Below are 24,220 nucleotides of genomic sequence, written 5' to 3' on the forward strand. Positions count from 1 at the left end.
AAGGCTAGTCCTCTATCATACGCTCGCTGCGGGGCTTAAATATACTCCCCACTATGCCTGAAAGCATCCCTTGGGGCAAAATCTTACTCATGACCACTCCCAGTCCATTGGAAAAACCGGGCACTATGACTGCTTTACTTTTGAATAGTCCTTTTATGGCGATATCTGCTACTGCCTCCGGAGCCATCATGATCGAGTTGGCCTGCTTACTGATGAATCCGGCTCGACTGAAAAAATCACTGTCAGTAGGGCCGGGACAGAGACAACTGACGTTAATAGGCGAACGGCGCAGTTCATGGCGCAAAGCACGGGTAAAAGAAAGTACAAATGCCTTGGTGGCAGCATATACGGCAAAAAACGGGATAGGCTGATAGCTGGCCGTACTACCTACATTCAGTATGTGAGCACTGCTGAAGGTGTGCATCTTTTCAAGGAAAGCGTGGGTCAGAGACACCATCACATCCTGGTTCAGGTGCATCATACTCAGTTGGCTCTGCAGGTCTTTTTCTTCAAAAGGCCCCCACTCCCCTACGCCCGCATTATTGATAAGGATACGCACAAAGTACTCATTCGCATGGCACCAGTCCAGCAGCGTATCTACGGCTCCTTCTTCCAGCAGGTCCAAAGGCAGGTACTCTACTCCTACCCGGAACTCCTCCCGGATCTCAGCCTTCAGCTCCCTGAGCTTGTCTTCACTTCGTGCTACCAGCAATACGTTCAGCCCTTCTTCGGCTAGTCTTCTTGCCATTGCTGCGCCAATGCCTCCGCTGGCGCCGGTTATGAGTGCGTAATTCATTCGTCTAGTTGCGATAAATCCCAGGTTACTGCTTTATCATACTGCAGTGAACCCTGTCTTATGACCAATGGTGATGGGAAATTGTTATCATATAGCTGCCCCGTACCTAAGCCCTGGTGCATTACCGGTTTGTAGGAGGCCGTTAGCTGAGCAATGGCATTGAGGCCTATATTAGATTCCAGGGCGGACGTGATCCACCAGGTGATACCACGATCCTCTGCCAGGCCTATCCACTCGCGGGTGGCGGCTATACCCCCTACCAGGCTGGGCTTTAGCACTATGCCAAATGGCTTAACCTCATCCAGTAACTCAGCCCTCTCCTGCTTACTGTGAATACCAATAAGCTCTTCATCCAGTGCTACGGGGACCGGGCTACTCTGACAAAGGTCAGCCAATATTGCGCGCTGGCCCGGTTTTATGGGTTGCTCGATAGAGTGAAGATCGTACCTTGCCAGACTTTTGAGTCTCTCGGGGGCTTCATCCGGGGAAAATGCTCCGTTGGCGTCTACCCGCAGGATCAGTTCACTGGCCGGGAGGCGTTCCCTGATGGCATCCAGCACATCCTCTTCCTCTGCACCATCAATAGCGCCTATCTTCATCTTAAGGCAGGTAAAGCCCGCAGCAAGTTTATCCTCCATCTGCTGCAGCATAAAAGGCTTATCCCCCATCCAGATCAGGCCGTTAATAGGGACACGGGGCATGGCCTCAAAAGCTCCGGGCAGGATGCTTCGCCTCCCTCCATGCAGCAGGTCCAGCAGGGCGGTTTCTACGGCAAAGCGAAGGCTCGGCCACTCATCCGGTACTATGCTGGCTGCCACTTGTAAAGCGTCTGCTTCATCGGCAGGATACGCCAACTGCCCCATCAACCGGGTGAGACGCTCCAGGTGTGATTCGATATCCGGCCGGTGGTCTATACTTAGACCGGGAAGCGGGCCAGCCTCTCCAAGGCCATACGTATATGGCTCCTCCTCCCGCCATACCTTTAGTATCCACGTATCGCGGCTGCGCATAACACCGCGACTTGTACCGGCGTCAAAGGTGAAATTAAGGGTGTATCTTTTCCAGGATGCCTGCAGACTCATAATCACTCGTTTTTCAGAGGCCAAACTTAACATTTGTAGAGGATTTTTTTACCTCTTTGCTATATATGGACTACCTTTGCGGCCCGACTGTTACGTCCATGCCAGATATGCCAAAACGAAAGACGTAACCGCAGTGAGTAAATCACTCATTGCCAGATATAAGTGGACTATCCACTATTAATTTTTTTACGGATAAAATTTTTACTCAATGGCGCAAAACGAAGACTTTACTATAGATGTGGTAGTGGAGATACCCAAGGGAAGCCGCAATAAGTACGAGTACGACTATGAAAAGAAGATGATCCGCTATGATCGTATGATCTTCTCTTCTATGCACTACCCGGCAGATTATGGCTTTATTCCTGAAACTCTTGCTAAAGATGGTGACGCACTGGATGCACTGGTGCTGGTATCTGAGCCTACCTTCCCCGGCTGCCTTATAGAAGTGCGCATCATTGGCCTCTTCCGTATGGAAGATGAGAAGGGCCCCGATGCCAAGCTGCTCTGCGTGCCTGTACGCGACCCTATCTGGAATAAGCTTCACGCACTTGAGGAGGTGAACGAACACCTTATCAAGGAGATCGAGCACTTCTTCCAGGTATATAAGGACCTTGAAGAAAAGAAAGTGGGTATAGAAGGCTGGGAAAACAAGGATGCCGCCATCAAAGCTTACCACGAAGCGAAGCGTTTCTACGAAGAGAATAAGCAAAAAGAAGCCGCAGAATAATCTTTGTGCCTAAAAGGCAAATTATTGTGAGGTATCACAAAACCTTCTATATTTGTGACCTCATTTTGCTCCCATAGTTCAACTGGATAGAATACTAGATTCCGGTTCTAGCGATAGGGGTTCGACTCCCTTTGGGAGCACAATGCATGACAAGCCGATCTTGAAAAGGATCGGCTTTTTTGTTGTCCCATCCACTCAACCGTGCATGCTAAGGTCCCCTGTTACTTATATTAAAGCCACCTTCACAGCCATTGCCGGGCAACGAGGCTGGGACGCCTAGTCCGGGATCCGTCAACTATGAAAAGCAGAGGCCAATCTCACAGCCGGATGGATTAACAGCAAATGTCAATTACAGACCTCGCTGCCATTCTAAAGGGGACACTTTAAGCTGACCTATCAGCTAGTGGTAGACGGGCCCCGGCTCGGAGGCCGGGGACGGAGCTTTAAGTTCGCTTCACCACAATCTCCGGATCGTGCCATCGCTTGTCCGGGAGCTAAGCTTTAAGTTGACTTTTGAGGAAAACTCTTCCTAGATTCGTACCTTCAATTAAGCTATGCCCACACATGCAGACTTTCTACGTCTACATCATTACCAATAAAAACAATACAGTTCTATACACCGGATTCACTGATGACGTATTCCGAAGAAGCCTGGAACATAAGGAGAAGTTGTATAAAGGCTTTACTGCCAAGTGGAACTGTAATAAAATCGTTTACTATGAAACATACTATGATGCAGATGAAGCCATTAGACGAGAAAGACAGCTTAAACGCTACCTCCGCAAGTGGAAGGAAGAGTTGATCGATAAGAAGAATCCGGATTGGAAGGATTTATTCGAAGAAATGCTTACTTAACCACCATTCCCGGGCTTAGACCCGGGATCCGTCAGCAATGAAACACAGAAGCAAGTCGTACAGACCCTCTCGTTACAGCCATTCCCGGGCTTGACCGAGGACGCCTAGTCCGGGATCCGTAAGCAATGGAATGCGGCAGCCAATCTTACCGCCTGATGAAGAAACAGCGAATGCCTCTTAGGAGCCTTGCTACCATTCCGATGGGGTCGCTTTAAGTAGACATTAAGCTAGTAGCAGACGGGTCCCGGATCGCGCTATCGCTTGTCCGGGAACGGAGCTTTAAGTTTACTTCACCCCCCTCTACCCTGTCCAGCATGTACGTCCTCATCTGGCTGCCATCGTAGCGGCTGATGCCGTTTTCCGTCGCAAACCACACAAAGCCCGCATCGTCCTCGACTATATCAAACACCTTAGAGCTCTTCAGCCCCTCCCTGATGCCCAGGTGCTGAAACTTAATCTCCTGCGCCATGCCCAACACAGGCAGCAGCACCAAAACAAGAAAGACGATGACAAACGATCTGTACCCCATAATTTCAGACCCGTAAAGTAACAATTTTTAAGGTATTTGGGGAGGGGGTGCGGTGGGGATTGTGGGGATGGGTAATGGAGGTGGGTTTGGGCGTGTCCCGGCCTCCTTAGGTCGGCCGGGCCGGGCTCAAGTCTATCCGGCTTTCGACGGACCAGTCGCCTGCCCCCGCACAAGGCCAACACGGGCTCCGACAATGGCTCTATCCCTCACGCGGGGTTGGGAATTTGATGTGAAAAATTTAATAGAGATAAATAAGATATCTGTATAAATTAGCACAAATGGAAACAAACAGTAAATATGGATATATTTCTTAGTTGGTCTGGTCCAAAAAGTCAAAAAATAGCAGAGGCACTAAAAACATGGATTCCTACAGTTATCCAAGTAACAAAACCATTCTATTCGTCAAATGATATTGCAAAAGGTAAGAGATGGAGTAGCGAAATTTCATTTAAACTTGAGCAGGCTGGTTTCGGCATTTTGATAATGACTGATGAAAATACCACAGCACCTTGGATACTTTTTGAAGCTGGAGCAATCTCTAAAAACATAAACACGGGTAGAGTATGCACTTTTCTTTTTGGTATTAAAGAAACAGACCTCCAAGGACCGTTAAGTCAATTTCAGAATACAAAATTTAATAAGAATGATGTTTTTAAGCTGCTCAAGGATATAAACCGCGAATTGAAAGTGCCTTTAGAAGATAAGGTTCTTGAAGTTACTTTTGAAAAGATGTGGCCTGATTTAGATTCTCAAATCTCCAATATATTAGATTCAACACCCCATGAAGGTCATGAAGAAATAAGAACCGAAAGAGATTTACTAGAAGAAATATTAAGACATACAAGATCTATACAATATAAACATCTCTTCGCGCGAAGCTCTAACAATTTTGAAACTTGGATGGGTGAAGAAAAATCCAAAGTAATATTTGATGAAAACGCGAAGGCAATAGTTTTCCTAAAAGACAATAACGAGGAATATTTTATAGAATTAGGGAGCCTTGGAAAAACAGGACGGATTCTAGATTTTATGTTCCAGATAAATACAAAAGCATGGGCTACAAGTAGACATTTAAAGGGGTTTATTGATTGCCTAGAAGAACTATCAAGTGAATATTTCGATAGTAATGCTCAAGGAGTTATTTGCCCACAAGGTAAAACAAGAAATATAGATTGGAAAAATAGAACCTACGGTGACACCTAACTCTCCTAATTAAGTACATTTAATTAAATAGCAAATGAAAAAGCGTTATGTATATTTAATGGTAATGATAATCATAATTGCTCCATGGTTAATATTACTTTATTTTTTCCATGACAGAAATGTTTCAAGTGATATGACTGAATGGAATAATCTAGGTGGTTTTATAGGTGGTGTAACTGCTTCTATCGCGACTCCTTTTACTCTATTATTGATATTTTACTCATTTTTGTCCTAACCCCTTAAAAATAGGACTAAGATTCTACAAGTTGAGTTGTTAGTTTTAGCTTACCATCTGTTGTCTGTTCCAGTGGCAAGTTACGTAGTTTCTTGGCGCTGTTTGTTCTTTTAAGGAACTGACTGGGCGCTTGTTTTCCAAGGCTGCCATGTAGACGCTCGTGGTTGTAAAAGTTCATAAAGCGATTGAAGGTCTCCTTTGCTTCCTGCAGGTCCTCGAACTCATATTTTGAGCATACGGCGCTTTCTATGATGGAATGAAAGGACTCAATATAGCAGTTCTCCTGCGGTGTAGCTACATGCGTGAACTCATGCTCGATGGCCATTTCCTTTAGGTATTCCCGAAACAGCCCTGCCTCAAACTGACTACCGTTATCGGTTCGTAAGGTTGCTTTTTCAGGTAACTGGTAATGGTAAAGTATTTCTTTCATTAGTTCGATCACCTGGTGCTTGGTCACGCTCCAGGCCAACCTGTAGCCTAATACTCCCCGGGAGTATACATCCAATACGGTAATTAGCAGCGCATTACGATGCTGACCGTGAATATAGATATACTTGATATCGGTCTGCAGGCATTGAAAAGCTGCTTCCGGGCTAGGAAGAAGATCCTGAGCAATGCGTTTGCCACGTTTGTTGCGCCTAATGCGCTGACTGAGCAAGCGAGCCTGCTTCATGAGCCGATAAACTTTTTTCTCGTTGATAACGAGCCTTTCGGTGTTTTTCAACCAGGCCGCTACCTTCTCATAACCATAATCAATAAACTCCTGGCTTAAGAGCCATTCGATCCGCTCCAGCACATAGGCATTGCTGTAAAGAATACCATCATGGCTCAGGGTATGTTGGCTTACTTTACGCCCTCTCTTGCCTGTCTTGGATTGATAGTAATAAGAGCTTCTACTCAGGCCACATAAAGGCAGCACTTTATATGTAGCATAACCCAGGTTAATATACTTTTGAGCAATCATGAGCCTGTACGCTTTTTGGCAGTGCTTTTTTTTAAAAGCTCTTCTTTAATGCGCAGGGCCAGCTCTTTTTCAGCCAGCATCTCTTTTAACTGCTGGTTTTCCTTTTGCAAGCGCTTAAGCTCAGGGTCTACTTTATAATGCTTGCTGGCTAGGGCATCTATGCCACCAGTATCATACTTTTCCTTCCATTGATAGAAAGTATTGCTATAGATACCGTGCTTGCGGATGGTGGCTGTAATGCCTTCCTTTTCTGCTTCTAAAAGAATCTGAAGCTTCTGTTCAGCGGTCCAGTGTCTTCGTTTCATTTGAGATACAAGTTAGTAAAGTTAACTTGTAGAATTCATTGTCCAGTTATTTAGGGGGCTAAGAAGTTTTTACTTCAGCAAAGTTTAGAAAAGCAAACTATTCGTGATTCTAGAATAAAGGAGTTCGAATCATATTTCTTTGAACTTTATCGTCTTTTTAATCAATATCGTTTTGAACAGATGACATTTTGGAGACAAGAAGGTAATTCAGAAAAACAATGGATAAGAGGAGGCAAGTTTTTTATCGAAAAAAGAAGACTCATTCAAAGCCTTATCAATGAAGGAAAAAGCTTCAAAAATGCATTTAATGAAATTATTGAGCTAAATAATTTAAACTGGGAATATTATTTTAGATCCCTTGATTCCCTAATTATGTGGATTGAAGAAAGCGACATTTCTAATAAAACCCGATATATTTCTCTTTTAAAAAATTCTCTTACTAATGACGAAAAATACTTTATTATACATCTGAATGAACTTGATAAAAATTGGGGAAATGAATATCTTAATAAAAATATCACATTCCTAACAGGGGATATTAAATTTAACTATACATGATTCCAGAAAAACTCAAACAATTATTTGAAGTAATTGGTGCAGTTTCAAATATCACTTCAATTTATATTAACATAAAAAGTATTAAATCACCTTTCCCAGTTAGTTCAGTTGAACAAGCTTTATCTCAATCACAAACCATAGAAAAAATATTACATGTATCCTTCATAAGGAAGCAAGTTGCTTGGCAAAAGCCTGATTTAGAGATTACGGATTGGTGTAAGAACAGCTTAATAGATCTTAGAAATAATTGTGACATGGAAAGTGATAATTTACTTAATAAAAGCGTATCAACTAATGATCATTTTCATTTTTTAGGTTCTTTATTGAGAAGTTATGGAAGTTATGCAGATGAGGCCTATAAAGACCTTGTTAATTCTGATAGGTCTAATAAATCACTTGAACAAGTATTAAAAAAATTCAGAAAAAACTCCTATCCAATAATCATAACTCTAATATTTTCTTTAAAAGATGGAAATACAAATAAAAGCGAAAGCCTCAAAAAATTAGAGGTTGGTCTTAAAAACTCTAATCTAAAAATGCAACAGGTTATTCCAAAATGGAATGTCAGTTCCACTAATTAGAAACACCTCTAGCAAAGTCAGAAGGTGTTAGTGTCAGGTGTTCATTGCTTATTGTTCGTTGAAATTTCAAGTGAATAGCAGAACAGCTCCAATAGAGCATCAAGGTAGCCCCGACAGAGCCTCGGCCTGTGCTGCGGTATACATCCGGAGGTCGGTTTGTGGCGTGCTGCGGGCGGGACATACGCTGGTAAGCGCACGGTACGGTGGTGTATTATAGGCATTGTTCTACGCCGTTCCCGTATGCGGTACCACCGAATGTCGGACCACCGAATGTCGGGCCACTTTCGCATAGTCTTTCGTATTCCAAATTTACCTTCCCAGGCCGGAAGGGGGACTTACTTTGGTGTTTAGAGGCAGCGCAAAAGCAAACTTAATGCTCCGTCCCCGGGCATGATCCACCGGGGTTGAAAATCCGACTACTGGCGGACCCGTTGGCTATTTGCACCCTGCTGCCTTAAAGAGGCCCCGGCAGAATGGCAGGGAGGTCTTGAATTCACATTTGCTCAGAAATTAATAACCGTGTCCACACCCGTCCTAAACGATTTGAAATGAGGTATAAATCATTCTTTTTGGTTCCTATTCGCTGATTTTTTGCTGATTTCAAAATCAAGCCCCCCTAATATTATTAGACGTAAATAAGCTTAATTGTATTTCTGCAGGTGTGTCTTCCCTAAAGCTTGGCCTGTCCAGCCATTTATATAGGTCTAATTTAAGGAACAAGCTTACTCTAAGGAAGGTGACCAAATTGGACAGATGCCAGTTGAATGCTGCTTTCTGTTTCAGATATTTGAGTAGTAATATCACGATCATAGCCGTCCATACCTGAATGAGCACAGCGTTGGGGCTGGTGCCTATAAATGACTTTATCTTCAGGTTTTGCTTCACCTGCTTAAAGAACACCTCGATCTCCCATCGGCTTTTATACAAATCAGCAACTGTTTTTGCTTGCCAGTCGAAGTTATTGGTCAGGAAGGTGAGCTCCTTTTGCTGTATGCTGTCCCAAACACGTACCAGCCTGAGTTTACCCGGATACGCTTCTGCCGACCGGGGACTTTTAAGGCAAATATCCCGGTCACTGATGATGTCTGTAGCCTTGTAACCATTGATGGCATAATCAGCTATCAGTTGTGCTTTCAGGTTACTTTTGGCTCTGATCACAAAATACACCCTGGTGCTGTCCAAATCGTTTAACCACTTGAAGTCCAGGTAAGCCCGGTCTGCTACCAATACACTACCACTGGGTATATTTACTGTCCTTGCAGCCTGAATATCATGCTGTTTGCCTTCTGTCATGTCGATAAAGGCAGGAAGACAGCCGTCATAGTCCAGTAAGGTGTGTAGCTTGACAGCCCCTTTTCTACTGCGGAAATGGGCCCAGTCAAAGGCCTGCAGCGATAAGGGAACTGTAGTGCTGTCCAAAATAAACACCTTACGCTTCAGGCGTTTCATACCAGTCCGTTCGAAGGGCTGTCTGGACTGAAGGTGTGTCTGCAACTCATAGTAAAAGTCTCGGAAGACCTCCCAGGACCGATGCTTGTTCATGTAAGCAATAGAGGACTTACTGGGGACTCGATCAATACCCAAATGAACGATGTTTTTTGACATAGCTTTCATGCCCTGCACCACATCTCTAATTGAGTCTGCTTTTGCCAGATGGCAAAACAGCATCGATATAAGGTGGTGACGAGTGCTCAAACCTTTGCTGTGCTTGTCCGAATGATGATGTTGGATTATTCTTCTAAAGTTAGCCGTGGGAAGAAGGCTGATTATCTGACTGAAAAGTGTTACTTTTGACATGACTGGATATATTATTGATTCACTACCTATAATATAAGGCAACTGCGGTTGCCTTCCAGTCTTTTTTCCCTCTCTAGTATTTATTTAGGACAGGTGTGACCGTGTCATTAAAACCATTAGAACATTAAAAAAACCTGGAAGCTACATGCCTTCAGGTCTTTTATAAAAATTTGTACTTATAGCTGTATAGTATTGCTCACATCAAGCATATACCATATACTACCTGCCGAAGCCACCTCCACCACTGGAATAGCAATTATTTGCATTTTGTGTTTGTTCTCTCCAGGTACAAATCGATTGTGATTGACCATTAACGTTAGCTATTTTTAAAGTGACCTGGCCATAATTTTCATTTGCATATTGAAACACAACGGCATTATCAGAGTGGTACTCATTGGCAGAAATAGTGACAACGGCAAAATCTACAATAGATTGATCATGTATAACCCAGACTTCAATAACACGATCAAAGGAAGTCGTATGCCCCCCGGAAGACACATAAACTGAATATTTGTATTGATTAGTTGAGCCAGTGCATTGACTTTCAGCCAATAATACAGGGGTCAAATAACAGGTGTTTTGTTCAACGCTTGCATTGGCTGAACTCCCGGTAAATGAGAAAGAAATGAATGCAAAAAATAGAATAAATAAAGTTTGGTTGAATTTAATCATAATGTATTTTTCCATACAAAATAGAATAATAATTGAAAATTTAAACTATTATTCCAAAGTTACACTCTATTATATTCAATAGACGCATGAAAGCGTAACCAACCTCGCAAATAGTAAAGGCCCCGTTAGCGGAGATGTAAAAGTACCTGCTACAGAGTATCCAATTGCATGGCATCTTCTTAAAGAGCGGCCATGTATTAAGCCCGGGGATAAGTGCTTTAAACAACCGCCAACTTAATGCTCCGTCCCCAGACGAAACCGGGGCCGCCCAGACCCGGGATCCGTTTGCTACTTGCACTCTGCTGGCTTAAAGAGTCCCCACCCGTTTAGCAGACAGTCTGCTAAAAGCAGTGGCGGGTGGATAGCTTATCTGCTATTCGATGGGGACCATTGCATGGCGCCCTCCTGCAGAGTGCCCACGGTATTCTCCTTCGTCGAAACCGGGGATAAGTGCTATAAACAACCGCCAACTTAATGCGCCATTTCGGGGACGCCTGGTCCGGCCTTTGAGTGTGGTCGCTCAGGGCTGTTCGCTCGAAACGGTTACTCAACGATATTGACAAACCCCACCCCGTAACCATCTTAATTTCCCCTGGCACGAACAGAATACTTTTAGTATATTCGTATCAGGCTAGAAGCTATTCAAAAATTGAACATTTTTAAGAGCCTCATTTCTTTGCAGCTTCTACTCCCCCTTCCTTTTCAGGAAAATCAACCTCCTTCTTCTCCGTCGCTGGTCCGTTGCTTCTCCGTTGCAACTCCGTTAATTCTATAGCTATCCTTCGGTATAGGTTCGTCTAAGGCAGGCCTTGGCCGTTATTGTACATATCCAATAGAGCGCTAGCCACATGAGTATCTGAATAAAACTGACTTTTCCCGCCTTAAGCGTTCATCTTTCAGGTGCCCAATCCCTCATCACCTAAACAGCATGGATAAGCTTTTGAAAATGGAAGGACAATGGTACCTCGTGGGGAAACCAAACGGTACAAGGACATACTCCTGTCTTTCGTACCGTTTTTTATTTTTCGTGATTCCCTGCCGAACAAGAAGATGACAGGGGTAGTTGCGCAATGGATAGCCGGGTATCCATTTACGCAGGATACGCCATAACCGCTAATTGGCACTTTTTACTCATGGGTTGCTACATCTCTTTTAAATTCACTTTCTTTGCAGCAATGCGCTCATTTAAATCAATATTACCACACTGTGCGATCTTGTTGGCCGTATGTCTGGTCTTTCCGCTTTCGTCGTACGGGCAGGACGTCAGGCGCTACACGGGGCCCTTTCAGGCAGAAGATTATTCAGGAAAAGCTGATTTTGGGTACTACATACAGGAAAATGACACCATCCTGGAAGGTCCCTTTCAGCTACAGCGCTCAGACCTTGACCCTCTCCTGACCGAAGGAAGCCAGTATTTTTCATTCAAAGGCGGCTATAAAAACGACTTACCTATTGGCAACTGGCAATTCCAGTTCGGGGATTTTCAAGCCACTGAAAATGCATCACTCGTTGATTATCAGTACAACGTAAAGGTAAAAGGCGCCCTGCTCGAGGTTTCCGGGGAGGTTGGCAATGGCAAGTTTCAGGGGGAGTGGACGCAAACGGTTAAGCGATTAGAAAATTCAAACGTAGATACCACCCTTTTCCTCAGCACCATACAGTTTAAGGACGGATATCCGCAAAAGAGCTTTCGTATTGAAGATGATGAGAAGGTGCTATTGGGGCGCGTACTCAGAGACGGACTGGCCCATGATGTATGGGAACTATATGATAAGAAGGTTCCGGACCCCATAGAGTACTGGCACTTTAATGAGGGGAGGCTGGAAAAAATTGTAAGCAGTCGAAACGGTGAGTCCGAATCTTTGGAAATATTTGGCAGTAACATCGAAAACGCCCAAACCATTGATCTGGATGAACGCTATGCCAGGATCCTGGCCCTGCGTTACGCTACCGATGAGGGACCCGAAAGCAGTACCATCGGTTTACTCACCGAAAATGCCGCTAATTATCAGAAGCTGGATAATGTATATACTGCATTAGGAAAGCCGGTTTTCATTTCTGCCTTTAAGGTGCAAGTGGCTCACTTCCCGCTCGATAAGGCGCAAAAGAAGCAGTTGGATGAGATCAGGGCGAATTTGAAAAAAGCAGAAGCAATAAGCAACGAGCTACTCAGCAATACGCAGCTTCAGCTCATTAAACTTACCGATGAGGAAGTCCTGTATCTGCTGTCATCGGTCAAAAGCTTAAATGAAGAACTTCAGGCTCCCATAAGCCAGCTTATCACCTATTATGAGGAAGACATCCTCCAGTTTGTACAAAAGGATAATGTTCTGAAGGCACTATGGCCTCAGGCCAAACCTGCCGCTATTGAGGTCACCTATAATAACGGCAATGATACGATTACGCGAACGTTCACCGGCCCCGGGGCAGATGACTTTACTTTCGACACTTACGATCTTTCTAATGTAAACCAACTGGCTCAATACACCTTTCAAAGTATCGACTCCATCCGGCGGGCACTAGATAAGAAGTTGATGCACCAGGATCGACGAAAAGACCTGGAGGATACCGAAGAAAGAATGATCGCCGAAATGACACATTTAAGCGGGTTCGTGGATTCCCTGAGCAATGTCGTTTCCGGTCCGTATCAAAATGCACTCCAGAGCATAAAAGCTACAGCCAATGGCATCCTTAAGCGCTATTCTGAGATGAAAGATGCAAACCCTGATAGCCAGCAGGCAGACCTGTTACTCACCTGTCTAAGCCAAATGGATGAGCTGGCCATCGCCGTTTCAACGCTCCCTGCCCGAGAGGAGGAAATACAGCAGGCATATACAAAAGAGGTCTGGAACCCCTTCACCTTCACGTATATGAATGAGAAGACCAAGAAGCCTATTACGTCTGCCTATCAAAACATACTCGTTCCCTATTTACTCGAAAAGATAAGCACTAACCTTTCCTGCGATAACGCTGAGACACTGCTCCGGTATAATGAGGCCATCTATCAGCGAACGCTGGATATGAAAGATGAAGGTACAGGAAAAGTAGAGCGAAAGCTCAAAAGAGAGCGAGACCCTCAGGAAGTACTACAGTTGTTTGACGTTCCATCATACATGGAGAAGATTGACGAATGAAGCGCCCCATTTATAAATTTCAATTAGTGCTGGCCCTTCTTATTACCTGTGCCGGATTACAGGCTCAGGCGCAAGACTCCCAGCCACCGGAACAGTCTGAATATAAAGAGCCGGTCACGCGGTTATGGATTAACACCTATGGAAACTTTCGTTTATCCAAAAGGCTGTTTTGGATCGCTCAGACCCACTTCCGGTTCCAGGAGAAGGGTGATACGCCCTTTGCAGGTCAGATTGCACAGGTCTATAACCGCCACGCGATCAGTTACCTGTTATCCAAGTCCTTTAATATGAGTGTGGGCGGGGTGCTGCGAGTCAATTTTAACACGCAGGATTCACCAAGCGGCAAAAGGTCTGTTCCCGAGTGGCGTATCTGGCACGAGTATCAGTTTGCCATGCCATTAGAGCGACTCATGGTCTATCATCGTATCCGGCTTGAGCATCGCTGGTCAAAGGGCTTTGCGGAAGGCAGTGAATACATTTTCAGAAACAGGTGGCGCTATATGCTGACGGTAAAGATTCCCGTAAACAAGCCGGTGCTTTCTCCCAAAACGTTTTACATCGCACCTGAGGCCGAACTGATCATGCAAAGTGGCGAACCGGTGGTAGATAGCCCTATGGAAGACCTGAGATTGCATACCTCATTCGGGTACATCCTAACCCCACGCCTTACCGTGGCCGCAGGGGTGATGTACTCACAAGGCCAGGAGCTTGCTGACGGAGCTTTCTATAACCAAAAATGGACTACGCGCCTCCATGTCTATTTTGCCCCCGATTTCAGAAAGGTCAAGAATAGGCTACCATCAATTCATATGAATGATTAAGGATAGCTATCGAGCATGAAAAAATACAGTAAAATCACCATCACCTCTGTGTTACTAGCCGTCGCTGTCGGCGTAGGGATATTCTATTTCTTTCAGGTAAAATCTCTCCAAAATGACCTTCTCCAGAGCCGTGAACGAGCCGAAATAGCCGAAGATGAACTGGTAGCGCAGAAGAAAGTACTTGGCATAGACTCGCTGCTGCTTGCCGGAAAACACGATGAAGCCCTTACAGCCTATAAAGCCCTTCAGACCAGCGAAAAAGGAACCACCAATGCCTTTATTGACCTGCGCATTGAGCTTGCTCAAAGGCTCATCACCTTGCAGGAAGAGGTAAGGGCTTTGAATTCAAGGGACAGGTATGCGATGGATTCCAGCGATACCCTTCAGACAGAGGATGCAGCCGCGGCCGATCGGGTCAGGCAATTAGACTCACTGAGCTTTGCCCTCACAAAAGCAAAGGCCCAGGTCGAAAACCTGGAACGCCAGTTCGTACAAAGGTCTTTTGGCGAATACCTTACCTTTACCAGCAGCAAAGGGAATAAAGTAGATTATGTAGGGAAAGTCGAAAATGGGAAGGCAAACGGAAGAGGCGTAGCCCTCTTCAGCACCGGAAGCAGGTATGAAGGTGAGTGGAAAAACAACATGCGCCATGGAAAAGGCATCTTTTACTGGCCCGATGGAGAGTATTACTCAGGCGAGTACAAAAACGATCAGCGCCACGGGCAAGGAACATACTACTGGCCCAACGGAGAGAAGTATACCGGTAGCTGGGAAAACAACGAGCGAAATGGAGAAGGCACCTTTTACGGAAAAGAGGGAGAGATAGTGGCTGATGGCATTTGGAAAGACGATGAACTGGTAAAAGCAGAAAATAAGTAAGATTCATATCTTTCCTGGCTGTTTTTTGGATGAAAGCCAGAGAGCCATTCGGGGAAGGTATTCTTTTTTGAAAGACTCCAAAATGCCCGCCTGATGTTGGGAGGCTTATTCTTATCACTGAAGGTCAGCAACTCAGGCAGGACTGGTTCAGTCCTTTCTGCTTTCAGGGTAGACCCGTCCTTCAGTTTTTTCGGCTGCCTTCTGCCAGTACACAGGCCCGGCCTCTGAGGGCAGGATTAATTCAGATACTTCAGTCGGCACCTCACCCAATCAGGGCTCGATCTGTTTTCTATCAAAGCTGTTGGCCAGCTTCCAAAGTACATTCACGAACCTGGGAAGTCTTCAGTAGACAAGGCCAATTGCCGGTTGAAAATGACCCTCGATAGTGTGAAATATATAAATTACCCCCACCAAAGGAGGGGGTTTTCAATGGTTATTACCCCCAAAGGGGGATAGGCAGTTATCGAATAGCGGGATATCTATATCCCCATCCTCTTTCTTATCTTCCTTCTCCTGATACTTAACATACCGCTTTATCTTTTCTTCATCTATGCCTACCGTACTTACAAAATAGCCTCGTGACCAAAAATGATTGCCCCAATAGGGTTTTCTGCGAAGACTCTTGAAGTTCTTAAACATCATGATCGCTGTCTTACCCTTGAGAATACCCATGAAGTCTGATACACTAAGTTTCGGAGGTATACTACATACCAAATGAACGTGATCTGGCTGAATGTTCAACTCTTCTACCTTGACCTCCTTCCATTCACATATCGTCTTTATCTTATTCTCCAACGTATCTGCAACAATATCACGAAGTATACGGTGGCGGTACTTCGGGGTCCATACTACATGATAGACACAATAGTAAAAGCTATGCGATAGCTTACGATACTTGCTCATTCCACAATATACCCCTACTGGCATAGCCCTCAAACATGACCACCGTCTAAGACGGTGGTTTTAATTCGATTAATAAAAGGAAATGATACCAGTTATGAGTACGGGAGCATTTCTTGATAGATCTTATCAGAACTTCCTTTAAGTTTAAAAGTACTTTTTCTAATTAATACCGGAGCCTAAAGCAGTGATCAAAATAAGGCCATACTATATTATTGCCGGCTGCTCCTGAGTAATATTTAAAAAAAAACTGCTTCATATTATTCATTTCTCATAGCATGAATAGGGTTTCTGAGAGCTGCTTTCAGCGTACCATAGCATGAACTTATGCCGGCAATCGTTATAATAAATAGAATGGGCAGAAGGAAAAGCCACCAATACATTTTTTGCTTGAACGCATAGCTTTCCAACCATTCATCTGTAATGAAATAGGCAATGGGGATACCTATAATACTGGCTACAATTACGAGTTGCAGAAAGTACTTTGCAAAAAGCGTAGAAATATTTCCTATAGTGGCGCCATATACCTTTCTGATACTTATCTCACGGGCTTTCTTCTGGGCCATAAACTTGGTCAGTCCAAATACCCCTAGTGAGGCCACCAGTATGGCTATGAATGTAAAAACGGAGAATATCCTGATGAATTGCTGATCGCTGGCATACTGATTGGCATAATAATCCTTCAGGAAGAAGTACTCAAATGGCTCGTCGGGAAAAAGACTTTGCCATTGAGCGCGTACACTTTCTACTAAGTCCCCCTGTCCGGCCTGGTTACTTTCTACTATAAAGTAGCCGGTGCGTATGTCAGTGAAAAAGGCCAGTGGCTCATACCCGGCCTTTGGTGTACTATGATGGAAGTCTTTTAACACGCCTGCCACTTCGTATTCGGCCACATTCCCCCCGCCATATATTACACCTACCTTTTCAGAGATTGCCTGGTCAGGGGTTTGATACCCCAGCAGACGAACCGCCTCCTCATTGAGCACAACCTGGCGGGCACTATATTCCTCATTAGCCGAGAAGCTGCTTCCTCTCAGAAACTCCACATCGAGTTGTTCCAGGTAGCCCGGCTCAACCCCTATTTCCTTTACATCCTTACCTTCTGCAGCTTTTTGTCCCATTCGAACCATCTTTTTTTGCCACAAATTGCGCTGGCCGGGTATGAAGGTAGTAGCTGAAACGGCCGTAATAGCAGAGTTATCAGACAGCCTGTCTCGAAATGTATTCAGATAGTTAATGAACTGGGTATGGTCTGAAGCCTTTTTTGGGGCGGTTATGACGAGTTTACCCGAAATTCGTATGCCAAGATCCTTATCCTGCATAAAGTCGATCTGCCTGTAGATGATGAGAGCAGACATCACTAATACAATGGTTATCACAAACTGGGTGCCTACGAGCACCTTCTTAAAACGCCCTCCACTTATACCGGAACGGAGCTTACCACTCAGGGCTTCACGCGGATTAATACCGGACAGTACTATGGAAGAATGGAAGCCGGTAAAGAAGGTACCGAGTATAACGATTAGGGCGACCTCTATCCAGAAGAAGGGCTTCAAATGCCAGTCTGTAATAATACTGACTGACAAAAACGCTGAAAACAAGGGAAGCAGCACGGCGTAAATGGCAATAGCCAAAGCCACTACAATAATGTTCAGCATGAAGGACTCCATGGCAAATTGCCCTGCCAGGCTATTCCTTTCGGCCCCTACTGTTTTACGTAAGCCTATCTCTTTGACCCTTTCTGTAGATAGAATGATGGAAAGATTTACATAATTGGTCCAGGCCAGGGCAAGGATCAGTATGGCCACTCCTGCCAGCAGTAGCACAATCCTGATATCCCCATTAGCGCGCGGTTCATTTGTCAGGTCAGAATACAGGTGGATTTTTTCTATGGGCTGTAACTTATACGCCTCAGCTATCCCCTCCTTTTCCAGTTGTTCACCACGCAGTTCCTGAATGTAATAATTGATATTCAGTTCCACGTCAGCAGGATCTGTACCGGGTGACAGGGCCAGGTAGGTATACCACTGCGGATGCCCCCACATATTCTCCATCATACCCGCTACCATTTCCGGAGGCATCTCCCCTCCCCCGAAAATGCTGTAGAGAGATTCATGAGAAAAGAGGAAATCAAACTCCAGGTGAGCGTTATCGGGATAATCTTCAAATACACCGTCTATCCGAAAAAGATGCTCGGCATTATCACCGGTATACACCAACGTTTGGCCGATTATGTCTTTTTGTTTCCAGCCACTACCATAATATTTTTCTGCCGCATGCTCAGAAATGAGGATAGTGCTGGGCTCACCCAGTGCAGTGCTACTATTCCCTCTGAGTAACTGAATGTCCAGGTAGTCGAGGGCCGGCTTATCGGCAAAGTATGCCTTACTCTCCTTAAAAACAGGACTTCCGGGACCCTGATCCGGAGAAAGAAGAAACTCTCCTACTGTAAAATGAAGCCTGAAGTACTCTTCGATACCAGCTACATTGTCATGAAGATGACTCCCCAGAGGCACGTCTGTATAGGCAGTCTCACTCTCTACCACACCTTCACGGCTCTTTGCAAGGGAAATACGATATAGCCGGTCACTATCTTCTGAAAACGTATCGAAGCTCAACTGATAGTGAACGTAATTTATGATCAGCAGAAAGGAAACGACTCCGCAAATAAGACCGAATATGTTTATAAACATAATCAGTTTATTTTTAAAGGTAAACCGTAACCAGAGTCTGATATTATTACTTAGCATGAATAACTAATTGGGCGTTTTAACTGATAAATCACAAACTATTAATCCCATAATTTCGGAAAAATTGTCTGCAATAAAATTTAACTCACGAGGATAACAGGTATGTTCAAAAACAAGGTTAGCAGGATACATGAAGCATCCCTTCTATGGCAAACTCTTTTATCTTGTTCAATAAAAGGGTACGCACTGCCTGAAATACCTCTTCTTCGGATTGGAACTTTATCCCCAGCTCTTCCTCCAGGTACTGACTGAAAATGCTAAGCACATGTGGATACTGCGCCCTGAAAATAGCCACCATATCATTCAGGCCATCTTTAACCGGGCGGGAATTATTGAAAGCATCAAGCACTATCCGGTATACCCCTACGCTAAATTTCCTGACATTTCCTTCCGGAAAAATACGATAGAGATAGGTTCTATTACCATAGCTGAATAAAAACTCCCCGAACTCCTCTTCGGTGAATTTTCTACCCGGTGCCGGAGCCTCTTCGTAGCTATCCATAAAAAGGTATGGGAAGTGACGGGCGGTAAGCTCTTCAAACGCATCATCCGGTCTGCCAATTAAGCTTTCGGTGCTCTCTGCTATGGTCAGTTCCTCCTGAGCCAGACGGTAATAATCCACCTGCCTTTTCGTCTCAAACAGGAATTTCTCTCTTTGAAATTGATGGTGAAGCTCTGCAGTATCAGCCTGGTCGGTAAGCAATTGAGTGACAGATTTTTCAAGCCGTTTAAAGAGACTTATTTCACCAGTCCATAGCAGGCAGTCCTGATACACTTCCGGTGAATGTGCCTTTAATAAATCCACCGTTACCTTAAACTCCTTTTGTAGCCAGACGTCAGCTAGCTGTCCGGAGCCGAAGGAGGCTATTCTGCCCGATGGCTTATCCGCGCCAGAAGCGCCGAGCCGTATATGGGGCACAGGAGATATATTCGTATGGTTCTCTTCGTGCTGCTGAAAATCTGCCAGAAAAGTGGCTGCTTCCATGTGGTGCCTTAACCGGTTAGCGTCCGTTAGAGCCGTATCCCGGCCCAGTCTGCGGATAAGGTAGTCCGCCACTTTTTCTGCCATTGCATGCCACTGTTTATCGCCCGTGCAGAGATAAAGTTCCTTAAAGAAATAGCCATACCCCGTCAGGCCGGACGCAAAAGATAGTGAGTGAGCCGGTCCCTCACTGGCCAGGATTTGAGTAATCTGCCTGGCCACCTCCAGGGGCTTTATCAATAGCTCATCATCTCCAAGTAACTTGTAAGCCTGCAGTCTGACCCAGACAATGCCGCTTGCTCCGGTCTCAAATCCATAGTTTCCATACCCTTCTTCTGTAGTCAGGTTCCTATAGTCCGGCCAGGTACTTGTTTCCTCATCATATACACTATCTTCATAGGCGAATATCTGCGGTAGAATCTCCCTGCAGCCATCGGACTCTAAAGCTGAGCACAATACATAGGCAATTCCTGAAGTTCCATACGCCAGACTGATACTTCCCTGGCGTTCATCCGTAGCAGGTGGCCACAGGATTCCCTCCGTGCCCAACCAGGCACTGCCCAGCAGGTCCTCTATCATGCTGGTAATCGGTGCCGAATTGGCTGTATCGATATTCTCTCCGGGCAGAGCAAGCAGGTTAAGTATACGGCCGGCCTGACCCCGGTACAGGGAGTAGTCCCCTACCGCTCTGTGGCGGATAAACTTATTACTTACCTGCTCCCCTCCTATCCTGATAGCTTCCCTGAGGTACTTCTCATCGCCGGTCCCCCCGTAGAGCTGCTTGTATAAGGCAAGCAGCCTGCCCTTTCCATCGCGCACACCGTAGTGGTTCGAGGATAGCGCCCTGGATCCTGATGTTAAGGCATCGAGTGTTTCATACAAGCCCTCCTGCCCGGTATGAGATTGTAATGCAGCCAGGTCTGCCAGGAGCTGTATCTGCTGCTTCAATGGCAGCATTGAAAATTCTTTATCCTGAATAGCCTTTCGGCATTGACTAACCACCCCTTTTAGCAACCCCGTCATAAAGTCTTTCGCTGTGGTTTCGGTATTCGATGCTTGATATCCCCGCATATGATTTTAAAGCTCAGAGGTGTCAATTAATTCATCAATTAGCGCATAGTGATCGGGATAGAGAGCTTTCATCCGGCTTTCCATGAGGGCATACACCATGTACTGCCTCTTAAACCCGCCTACGCAATGAACGAAATCATCGTGGACGGACGCTTCATGTATGAATCCGACCTGTTCTGGCGTATCGGGACTATCTGGAAACATGAAGGTGATCCCCTTTCCCTGGTCCTGACTCAGAAAGCGGAATAAAGACTGTTCGTAGACAGAATTGAAACCTCCGATATCGGTGAGTTTGGGTATAGTTTGGCTATTCGCATTGACAAAATTAAAAGCTTCGCTGGTGTAGGTCTTAAAAAACTCGAGGTCATTACCCCCGAGAATACCGGCATTGATGGCCGGTATAAACTCAAATTGCTCATTTAACCCCTGTAGATAGGCAGGAATGACTTCAAAATATTTATATACTTCACTATACTGAAAGGTATAGTGTGAGGTATAGGACTCTCTGTTTTGAGCTATCAGTGGCGCATTCGTAAGCCGTGCATCAAATGGCTTCCAGATAAAAATGTCACTGTCCACATGTAGGAAAGGCTCGGATTGTATACTGTAGGCATACAGCTTACCCAGCGCCCACAGGTCCGGGTGATACTCATTAAGCTCATCCAACACCACCCGCACTGAACGGTAGGGTAAGCCCAGTTTATCTATCAGGATTTCCTTACCCATTTCATCAGTTACTATCTCCAGCTTTTCGTAATGTTCGCTGAGTAGCAGGCAACTGAGGGCCCATGAAATATAATTATATCGGCGATGAGGCCAGCCTCCGTGTAAGCGGGTGCCATCAGGCCGAAAAAAGGGTTTAGACCAGAAGCTTTGTACGATTTTCAATGTAAAAAGGAGTTAGTAGGCGTCATTGGAACAAAGATTTAGTCTTCTATCGCCCAGCGCAGGCATTCGATGGCCCGCCGCCAGGCTTTTTTCTCGTCGAGTAAAAAACGCATTTCTACCTTATCGCGCATATACCAGGGTTTTTCCATATGCTGATCTATGGCCTTTTCCACCTGCATGAGTTTTCCCTGCAGGTGCTCGAGTTTTCCTTTCAGTTGGTCGGGAGATTTCATAGGTCAGGCTAGGCTTGTGGGGCTTACAGATACTTCATTGGTTTCGAGGCTCAGAAGAGCGCTTTTCACCTCATCTACTTCAATAGAGGTCATGCATTCGATATTGTAGGGGCATGACTTTCCATCCAAAAACTCGTTGCAGGGCGCGCAGGGAAGGTTTTTAGAAATATTGATATTGTTCGCATGACCGAAAATACCAGGAGAAGAATCGCCGAATAATACGACACCCGGTGTATGCACAGCACTACTCACATGAGCCAGAAAGGAGTCTACGCCTACAAATTTATCACAGGCATTTACAATAGCCATTGCCTGCCGCACATCGGTTTTTCCGCGCAGATCCACTGCCCCTTCTACAAGCTGCTCGTCGCCCAGTCCTAACTGAACAAATGTATGGTCAGGCATTTCTTTCACCAGCCGGTTCCACTTGTCTATAGTCCACATCTGGTTTACAGAGCAGCGGGAGGTAATATTGATGGCTACGGTATTATCATAGTCGGCAAGTCTCTGCTGTGCAGCTTCAGTTTCACCTTGGGTCAGATGGACCTCTATCTGCTTGTCTGTAACCTCCGTGTCCATTATTTGCCCCATCATTTCCGTAGCATGTAACCGATAGGCATACAACGACCGGGTAAATACGGGCACATAAAACCTGCCTTTGCTCAATTTATACTTAATGAACTCAAGCGGATTTTCGATAAAGCGTGTACTGCGTATATCGTCTATATAAGGATTATGCTTTAGTATATCACGGAATATATCAAACAGAACATATACTATAATTCTCGCGTCAGGATTTTCATTTTTCATAGCCCTTATCGCAGGGGTAGCGAGCAAAATATCTCCCCCACCCTGTAGCATGAGCAACCTGATTTTTTCCTTTTTATGAGCTGATCGGTTCATTGTCTGCTTTTTCTTTTTTCACGTATCGATTCACAAACTCCAGGAGCTTTTCTTCATTTTCCGGGCGATCAAAGGCTTTTTGCATCATTTTAGCCTTACGACGGAATGCAGGGTCCTTCAGCATATGAAGGACGGTATCTTCAAACTCTTCCGAAGTCATGCCGGCAGGATTCCGCATTACCCCGGCACCATGATATTGTAGCCTGGCGGCATTTCCCGGCTGGTCCAGATCGAAAGGAATCCCAAAGACGGGAACACTGAAATGCATGGCCTCACGAATAGAGCTACATCCGCAATGGCTTATAAACAGTGAGGCTGAACGAAGGACTGCTACCTGATCAACCCAGTGCACAACTTCTACATTTTCACCTGCCTGCTTTTGGTAGCGGCCGGCCTCATCCTTATCAGAAACCTGCATGATGCCATATAGCTCCGGCCTGGTTTTCATGAGACTCAGAAAGGCTTGACAGAGCCTTTCCCTTTCGGCAGCATACCGCTCTCCGGTAACTATGTTACCGAATGACATATAGATGAGCTTTTTCTCTCCTGTATATTTCTCTGAAAAGTGGTTGCTTTCCGAGTGGTGGTGCGACTTTCCGGTAAATCCACCCACATACCGGCGCTGACCCGTTTCCCCTTTAGAACTGAATTCAAATTCCGGGGGGAAGAGAACTACTTCAGGGATAGAAAGCTTATAGCCAAACTCCTGCCACCTGAGTTCGGTACCCGTCCCGGCAATCTGTTTTCGCAGTTTACGGCTGTCTGAAAACCAATAGTCCCATAGTCGTTTACGATACATTCGGTTCCACTTCTTTTTCGCCTCCTTTTCATCCTGTCGGGATGGCGGATCTGCAGGGATATAATCGGTGGTTACCGGAGGTATACCAGCCACAGCCTCATCAGAAAGTATACAATTGATACCTGCCAGAGGCACATCTGCCTCTAGTAAAGGCAAGGCATAAGCCCACATGAATAGCTGGTCCAGGAATATGAGATCAGGACTTTCCCGGCATACCCAGGCGGCAAGGTCCTCCTTCATTTTTTGTTCCAGCCGCTGATGGGCCTCATTATCCAGCTTCATCCTGAGCCGGATAAGCCTGAGCGGCTTCAGCATTTTCATTTTCTGCTGTGCCTTTTGTACCCGGGCCTCATTTTCCTTTTGCAGGCTTGCTTCCAATGCTTCATCATACCCAAAAACCTGGAAGCGAAACCCCCACTTTTCCACCAGTTGGCGGTAGGGTTCTATCCCCAGGTAGGTTATATCATGACCGGCCTCCCTCAGCAGGCTTGCCGCCCCTAAGCTGGCGCGGTAGGCACTATTTTCGGAAAACATGATAAATACGATATGAGCCATT

General features: G+C 45.3%; 22 protein-coding genes and 1 tRNA gene. 9 read left to right on the forward strand and 14 right to left on the reverse strand.

The window, feature by feature from the left end; translation table 11 throughout:
- Positions 1-4: 4 nt before the first annotated feature.
- Together AB9P05_RS21120 and AB9P05_RS21125 are read right to left on the reverse strand one after the other, a co-directional pair.
- The gene (locus AB9P05_RS21120; protein WP_371910825.1) at positions 5-796 is read right to left on the reverse strand and encodes an SDR family NAD(P)-dependent oxidoreductase; all 792 of its coding nucleotides are present in this window, start codon (positions 794-796) and stop codon (positions 5-7) included.
- Positions 793-1,878: an o-succinylbenzoate synthase gene (locus tag AB9P05_RS21125; protein WP_371910826.1), complete on the reverse strand. Its 1,086-nt coding sequence runs from the start codon at positions 1,876-1,878 to the stop codon at positions 793-795. The genes AB9P05_RS21120 and AB9P05_RS21125 overlap by 4 nt, the downstream gene beginning before the upstream one ends.
- A gap of 208 nt (positions 1,879-2,086) precedes the next feature.
- Between AB9P05_RS21125 and AB9P05_RS21130 the strand changes: the two genes are divergently transcribed.
- From AB9P05_RS21130 to AB9P05_RS21140, 3 genes are all read left to right on the forward strand, one after another.
- Positions 2,087-2,605 carry an inorganic diphosphatase gene (locus AB9P05_RS21130; RefSeq protein WP_371910827.1) on the forward strand — a complete coding sequence of 173 codons (519 nt, stop codon included), beginning with the start codon at positions 2,087-2,089 and terminating at the stop codon, positions 2,603-2,605.
- A 67-nt stretch (positions 2,606-2,672) separates the two neighbouring features.
- Positions 2,673-2,745: transfer RNA gene (locus tag AB9P05_RS21135), tRNA-Arg, on the forward strand.
- Positions 2,746-3,169: 424 nt separating this feature from the next.
- Positions 3,170-3,460: a GIY-YIG nuclease family protein gene (locus AB9P05_RS21140; protein ID WP_371910828.1), complete on the forward strand. Its 291-nt coding sequence runs from the start codon at positions 3,170-3,172 to the stop codon at positions 3,458-3,460.
- A gap of 211 nt (positions 3,461-3,671) precedes the next feature.
- Here the strand turns inward: AB9P05_RS21140 and AB9P05_RS21145 are convergent, their stop codons facing one another.
- Positions 3,672-3,989, reverse strand: a complete 318-nt coding sequence (locus AB9P05_RS21145; RefSeq protein WP_371910829.1) for a two-component regulator propeller domain-containing protein — start codon at positions 3,987-3,989, stop codon at positions 3,672-3,674.
- Between the two features lie 297 nt (positions 3,990-4,286).
- On the opposite strand from AB9P05_RS21145, the gene AB9P05_RS21150 reads away from it, so the two are divergent.
- On the forward strand, positions 4,287-5,192 hold the full coding sequence (locus AB9P05_RS21150; RefSeq protein WP_371910830.1) for a hypothetical protein: 906 nt from the start codon (positions 4,287-4,289) through the stop codon (positions 5,190-5,192).
- 251 nt (positions 5,193-5,443) lie between these two features.
- Here the strand turns inward: AB9P05_RS21150 and AB9P05_RS21155 are convergent, their stop codons facing one another.
- Both AB9P05_RS21155 and AB9P05_RS21160 read right to left on the reverse strand, forming a co-directional pair.
- Positions 5,444-6,391, reverse strand: a complete 948-nt coding sequence (locus AB9P05_RS21155; RefSeq protein ID WP_371910198.1) for an IS3 family transposase — start codon at positions 6,389-6,391, stop codon at positions 5,444-5,446.
- Positions 6,388-6,696: a transposase gene (locus AB9P05_RS21160; RefSeq protein ID WP_371909474.1), complete on the reverse strand. Its 309-nt coding sequence runs from the start codon at positions 6,694-6,696 to the stop codon at positions 6,388-6,390. Before AB9P05_RS21160 ends, AB9P05_RS21155 begins: the two co-directional genes overlap by 4 nt.
- A 180-nt stretch (positions 6,697-6,876) precedes the next feature.
- On the opposite strand from AB9P05_RS21160, the gene AB9P05_RS21165 reads away from it, so the two are divergent.
- The gene (locus AB9P05_RS21165) at positions 6,877-7,254 is read left to right on the forward strand and encodes a hypothetical protein (protein ID WP_371910831.1); all 378 of its coding nucleotides are present in this window, start codon (positions 6,877-6,879) and stop codon (positions 7,252-7,254) included.
- Positions 7,251-7,835 carry a hypothetical protein gene (locus AB9P05_RS21170; RefSeq protein WP_371910832.1) on the forward strand — a complete coding sequence of 195 codons (585 nt, stop codon included), beginning with the start codon at positions 7,251-7,253 and terminating at the stop codon, positions 7,833-7,835. The genes AB9P05_RS21165 and AB9P05_RS21170 overlap by 4 nt, the downstream gene beginning before the upstream one ends.
- A 606-nt stretch (positions 7,836-8,441) precedes the next feature.
- Here AB9P05_RS21170 and AB9P05_RS21175 read toward each other — a convergent pair.
- Positions 8,442-9,632 carry an IS4 family transposase gene (locus AB9P05_RS21175; protein WP_371910833.1) on the reverse strand — a complete coding sequence of 397 codons (1,191 nt, stop codon included), beginning with the start codon at positions 9,630-9,632 and terminating at the stop codon, positions 8,442-8,444.
- A gap of 219 nt (positions 9,633-9,851) precedes the next feature.
- Positions 9,852-10,319 (reverse strand): hypothetical protein, encoded by a 468-nt coding sequence (locus AB9P05_RS21180; RefSeq protein ID WP_371910834.1) that lies wholly within the window; start codon positions 10,317-10,319, stop codon positions 9,852-9,854.
- A 1,160-nt stretch (positions 10,320-11,479) separates the two neighbouring features.
- Between AB9P05_RS21180 and AB9P05_RS21185 the strand changes: the two genes are divergently transcribed.
- Genes AB9P05_RS21185 through AB9P05_RS21195 form a run of 3 tightly spaced genes read left to right on the forward strand, consistent with a single transcriptional unit; the run spans position 11,480 to position 15,138 of the window.
- Positions 11,480-13,438 (forward strand): hypothetical protein, encoded by a 1,959-nt coding sequence (locus AB9P05_RS21185; protein ID WP_371910835.1) that lies wholly within the window; start codon positions 11,480-11,482, stop codon positions 13,436-13,438.
- The gene (locus AB9P05_RS21190) at positions 13,435-14,259 is read left to right on the forward strand and encodes a DUF2490 domain-containing protein (RefSeq protein ID WP_371910836.1); all 825 of its coding nucleotides are present in this window, start codon (positions 13,435-13,437) and stop codon (positions 14,257-14,259) included. Before AB9P05_RS21185 ends, AB9P05_RS21190 begins: the two co-directional genes overlap by 4 nt.
- A 15-nt stretch (positions 14,260-14,274) precedes the next feature.
- Positions 14,275-15,138 carry a hypothetical protein gene (locus tag AB9P05_RS21195; RefSeq protein WP_371910837.1) on the forward strand — a complete coding sequence of 288 codons (864 nt, stop codon included), beginning with the start codon at positions 14,275-14,277 and terminating at the stop codon, positions 15,136-15,138.
- Between the two features lie 426 nt (positions 15,139-15,564).
- On the opposite strand, the gene tnpA is transcribed toward AB9P05_RS21195, so the two are convergent.
- The 7 genes from tnpA to AB9P05_RS21230 form a co-directional block, all read right to left on the reverse strand.
- On the reverse strand, positions 15,565-16,041 hold the full coding sequence (gene tnpA, locus AB9P05_RS21200; RefSeq protein ID WP_371907395.1) for an IS200/IS605 family transposase: 477 nt from the start codon (positions 16,039-16,041) through the stop codon (positions 15,565-15,567).
- A gap of 257 nt (positions 16,042-16,298) precedes the next feature.
- Positions 16,299-18,731 (reverse strand): FtsX-like permease family protein, encoded by a 2,433-nt coding sequence (locus AB9P05_RS21205; protein ID WP_371910838.1) that lies wholly within the window; start codon positions 18,729-18,731, stop codon positions 16,299-16,301.
- 175 nt (positions 18,732-18,906) lie between these two features.
- Positions 18,907-20,841: a lanthionine synthetase LanC family protein gene (locus AB9P05_RS21210; RefSeq protein WP_371910839.1), complete on the reverse strand. Its 1,935-nt coding sequence runs from the start codon at positions 20,839-20,841 to the stop codon at positions 18,907-18,909.
- A 6-nt stretch (positions 20,842-20,847) separates the two neighbouring features.
- Positions 20,848-21,729: a DUF6734 family protein gene (locus tag AB9P05_RS21215; RefSeq protein WP_371910840.1), complete on the reverse strand. Its 882-nt coding sequence runs from the start codon at positions 21,727-21,729 to the stop codon at positions 20,848-20,850.
- Positions 21,730-21,767: 38 nt separating this feature from the next.
- Positions 21,768-21,962, reverse strand: a complete 195-nt coding sequence (locus AB9P05_RS21220; RefSeq protein WP_371910841.1) for a hypothetical protein — start codon at positions 21,960-21,962, stop codon at positions 21,768-21,770.
- Between the two features lie 3 nt (positions 21,963-21,965).
- Positions 21,966-22,865 (reverse strand): glycosyltransferase family 9 protein, encoded by a 900-nt coding sequence (locus AB9P05_RS21225; RefSeq protein ID WP_371910842.1) that lies wholly within the window; start codon positions 22,863-22,865, stop codon positions 21,966-21,968.
- Positions 22,846-24,219 carry a glycosyltransferase gene (locus tag AB9P05_RS21230; protein WP_371910843.1) on the reverse strand — a complete coding sequence of 458 codons (1,374 nt, stop codon included), beginning with the start codon at positions 24,217-24,219 and terminating at the stop codon, positions 22,846-22,848. Before AB9P05_RS21230 ends, AB9P05_RS21225 begins: the two co-directional genes overlap by 20 nt.
- Between the last annotated feature and the right edge of the window lies 1 nt (position 24,220).

Source organism: Roseivirga sp. BDSF3-8 (genome assembly GCF_041449215.1).
Lineage (GTDB): Bacteria > Bacteroidota > Bacteroidia > Cytophagales > Cyclobacteriaceae > JBGNFV01.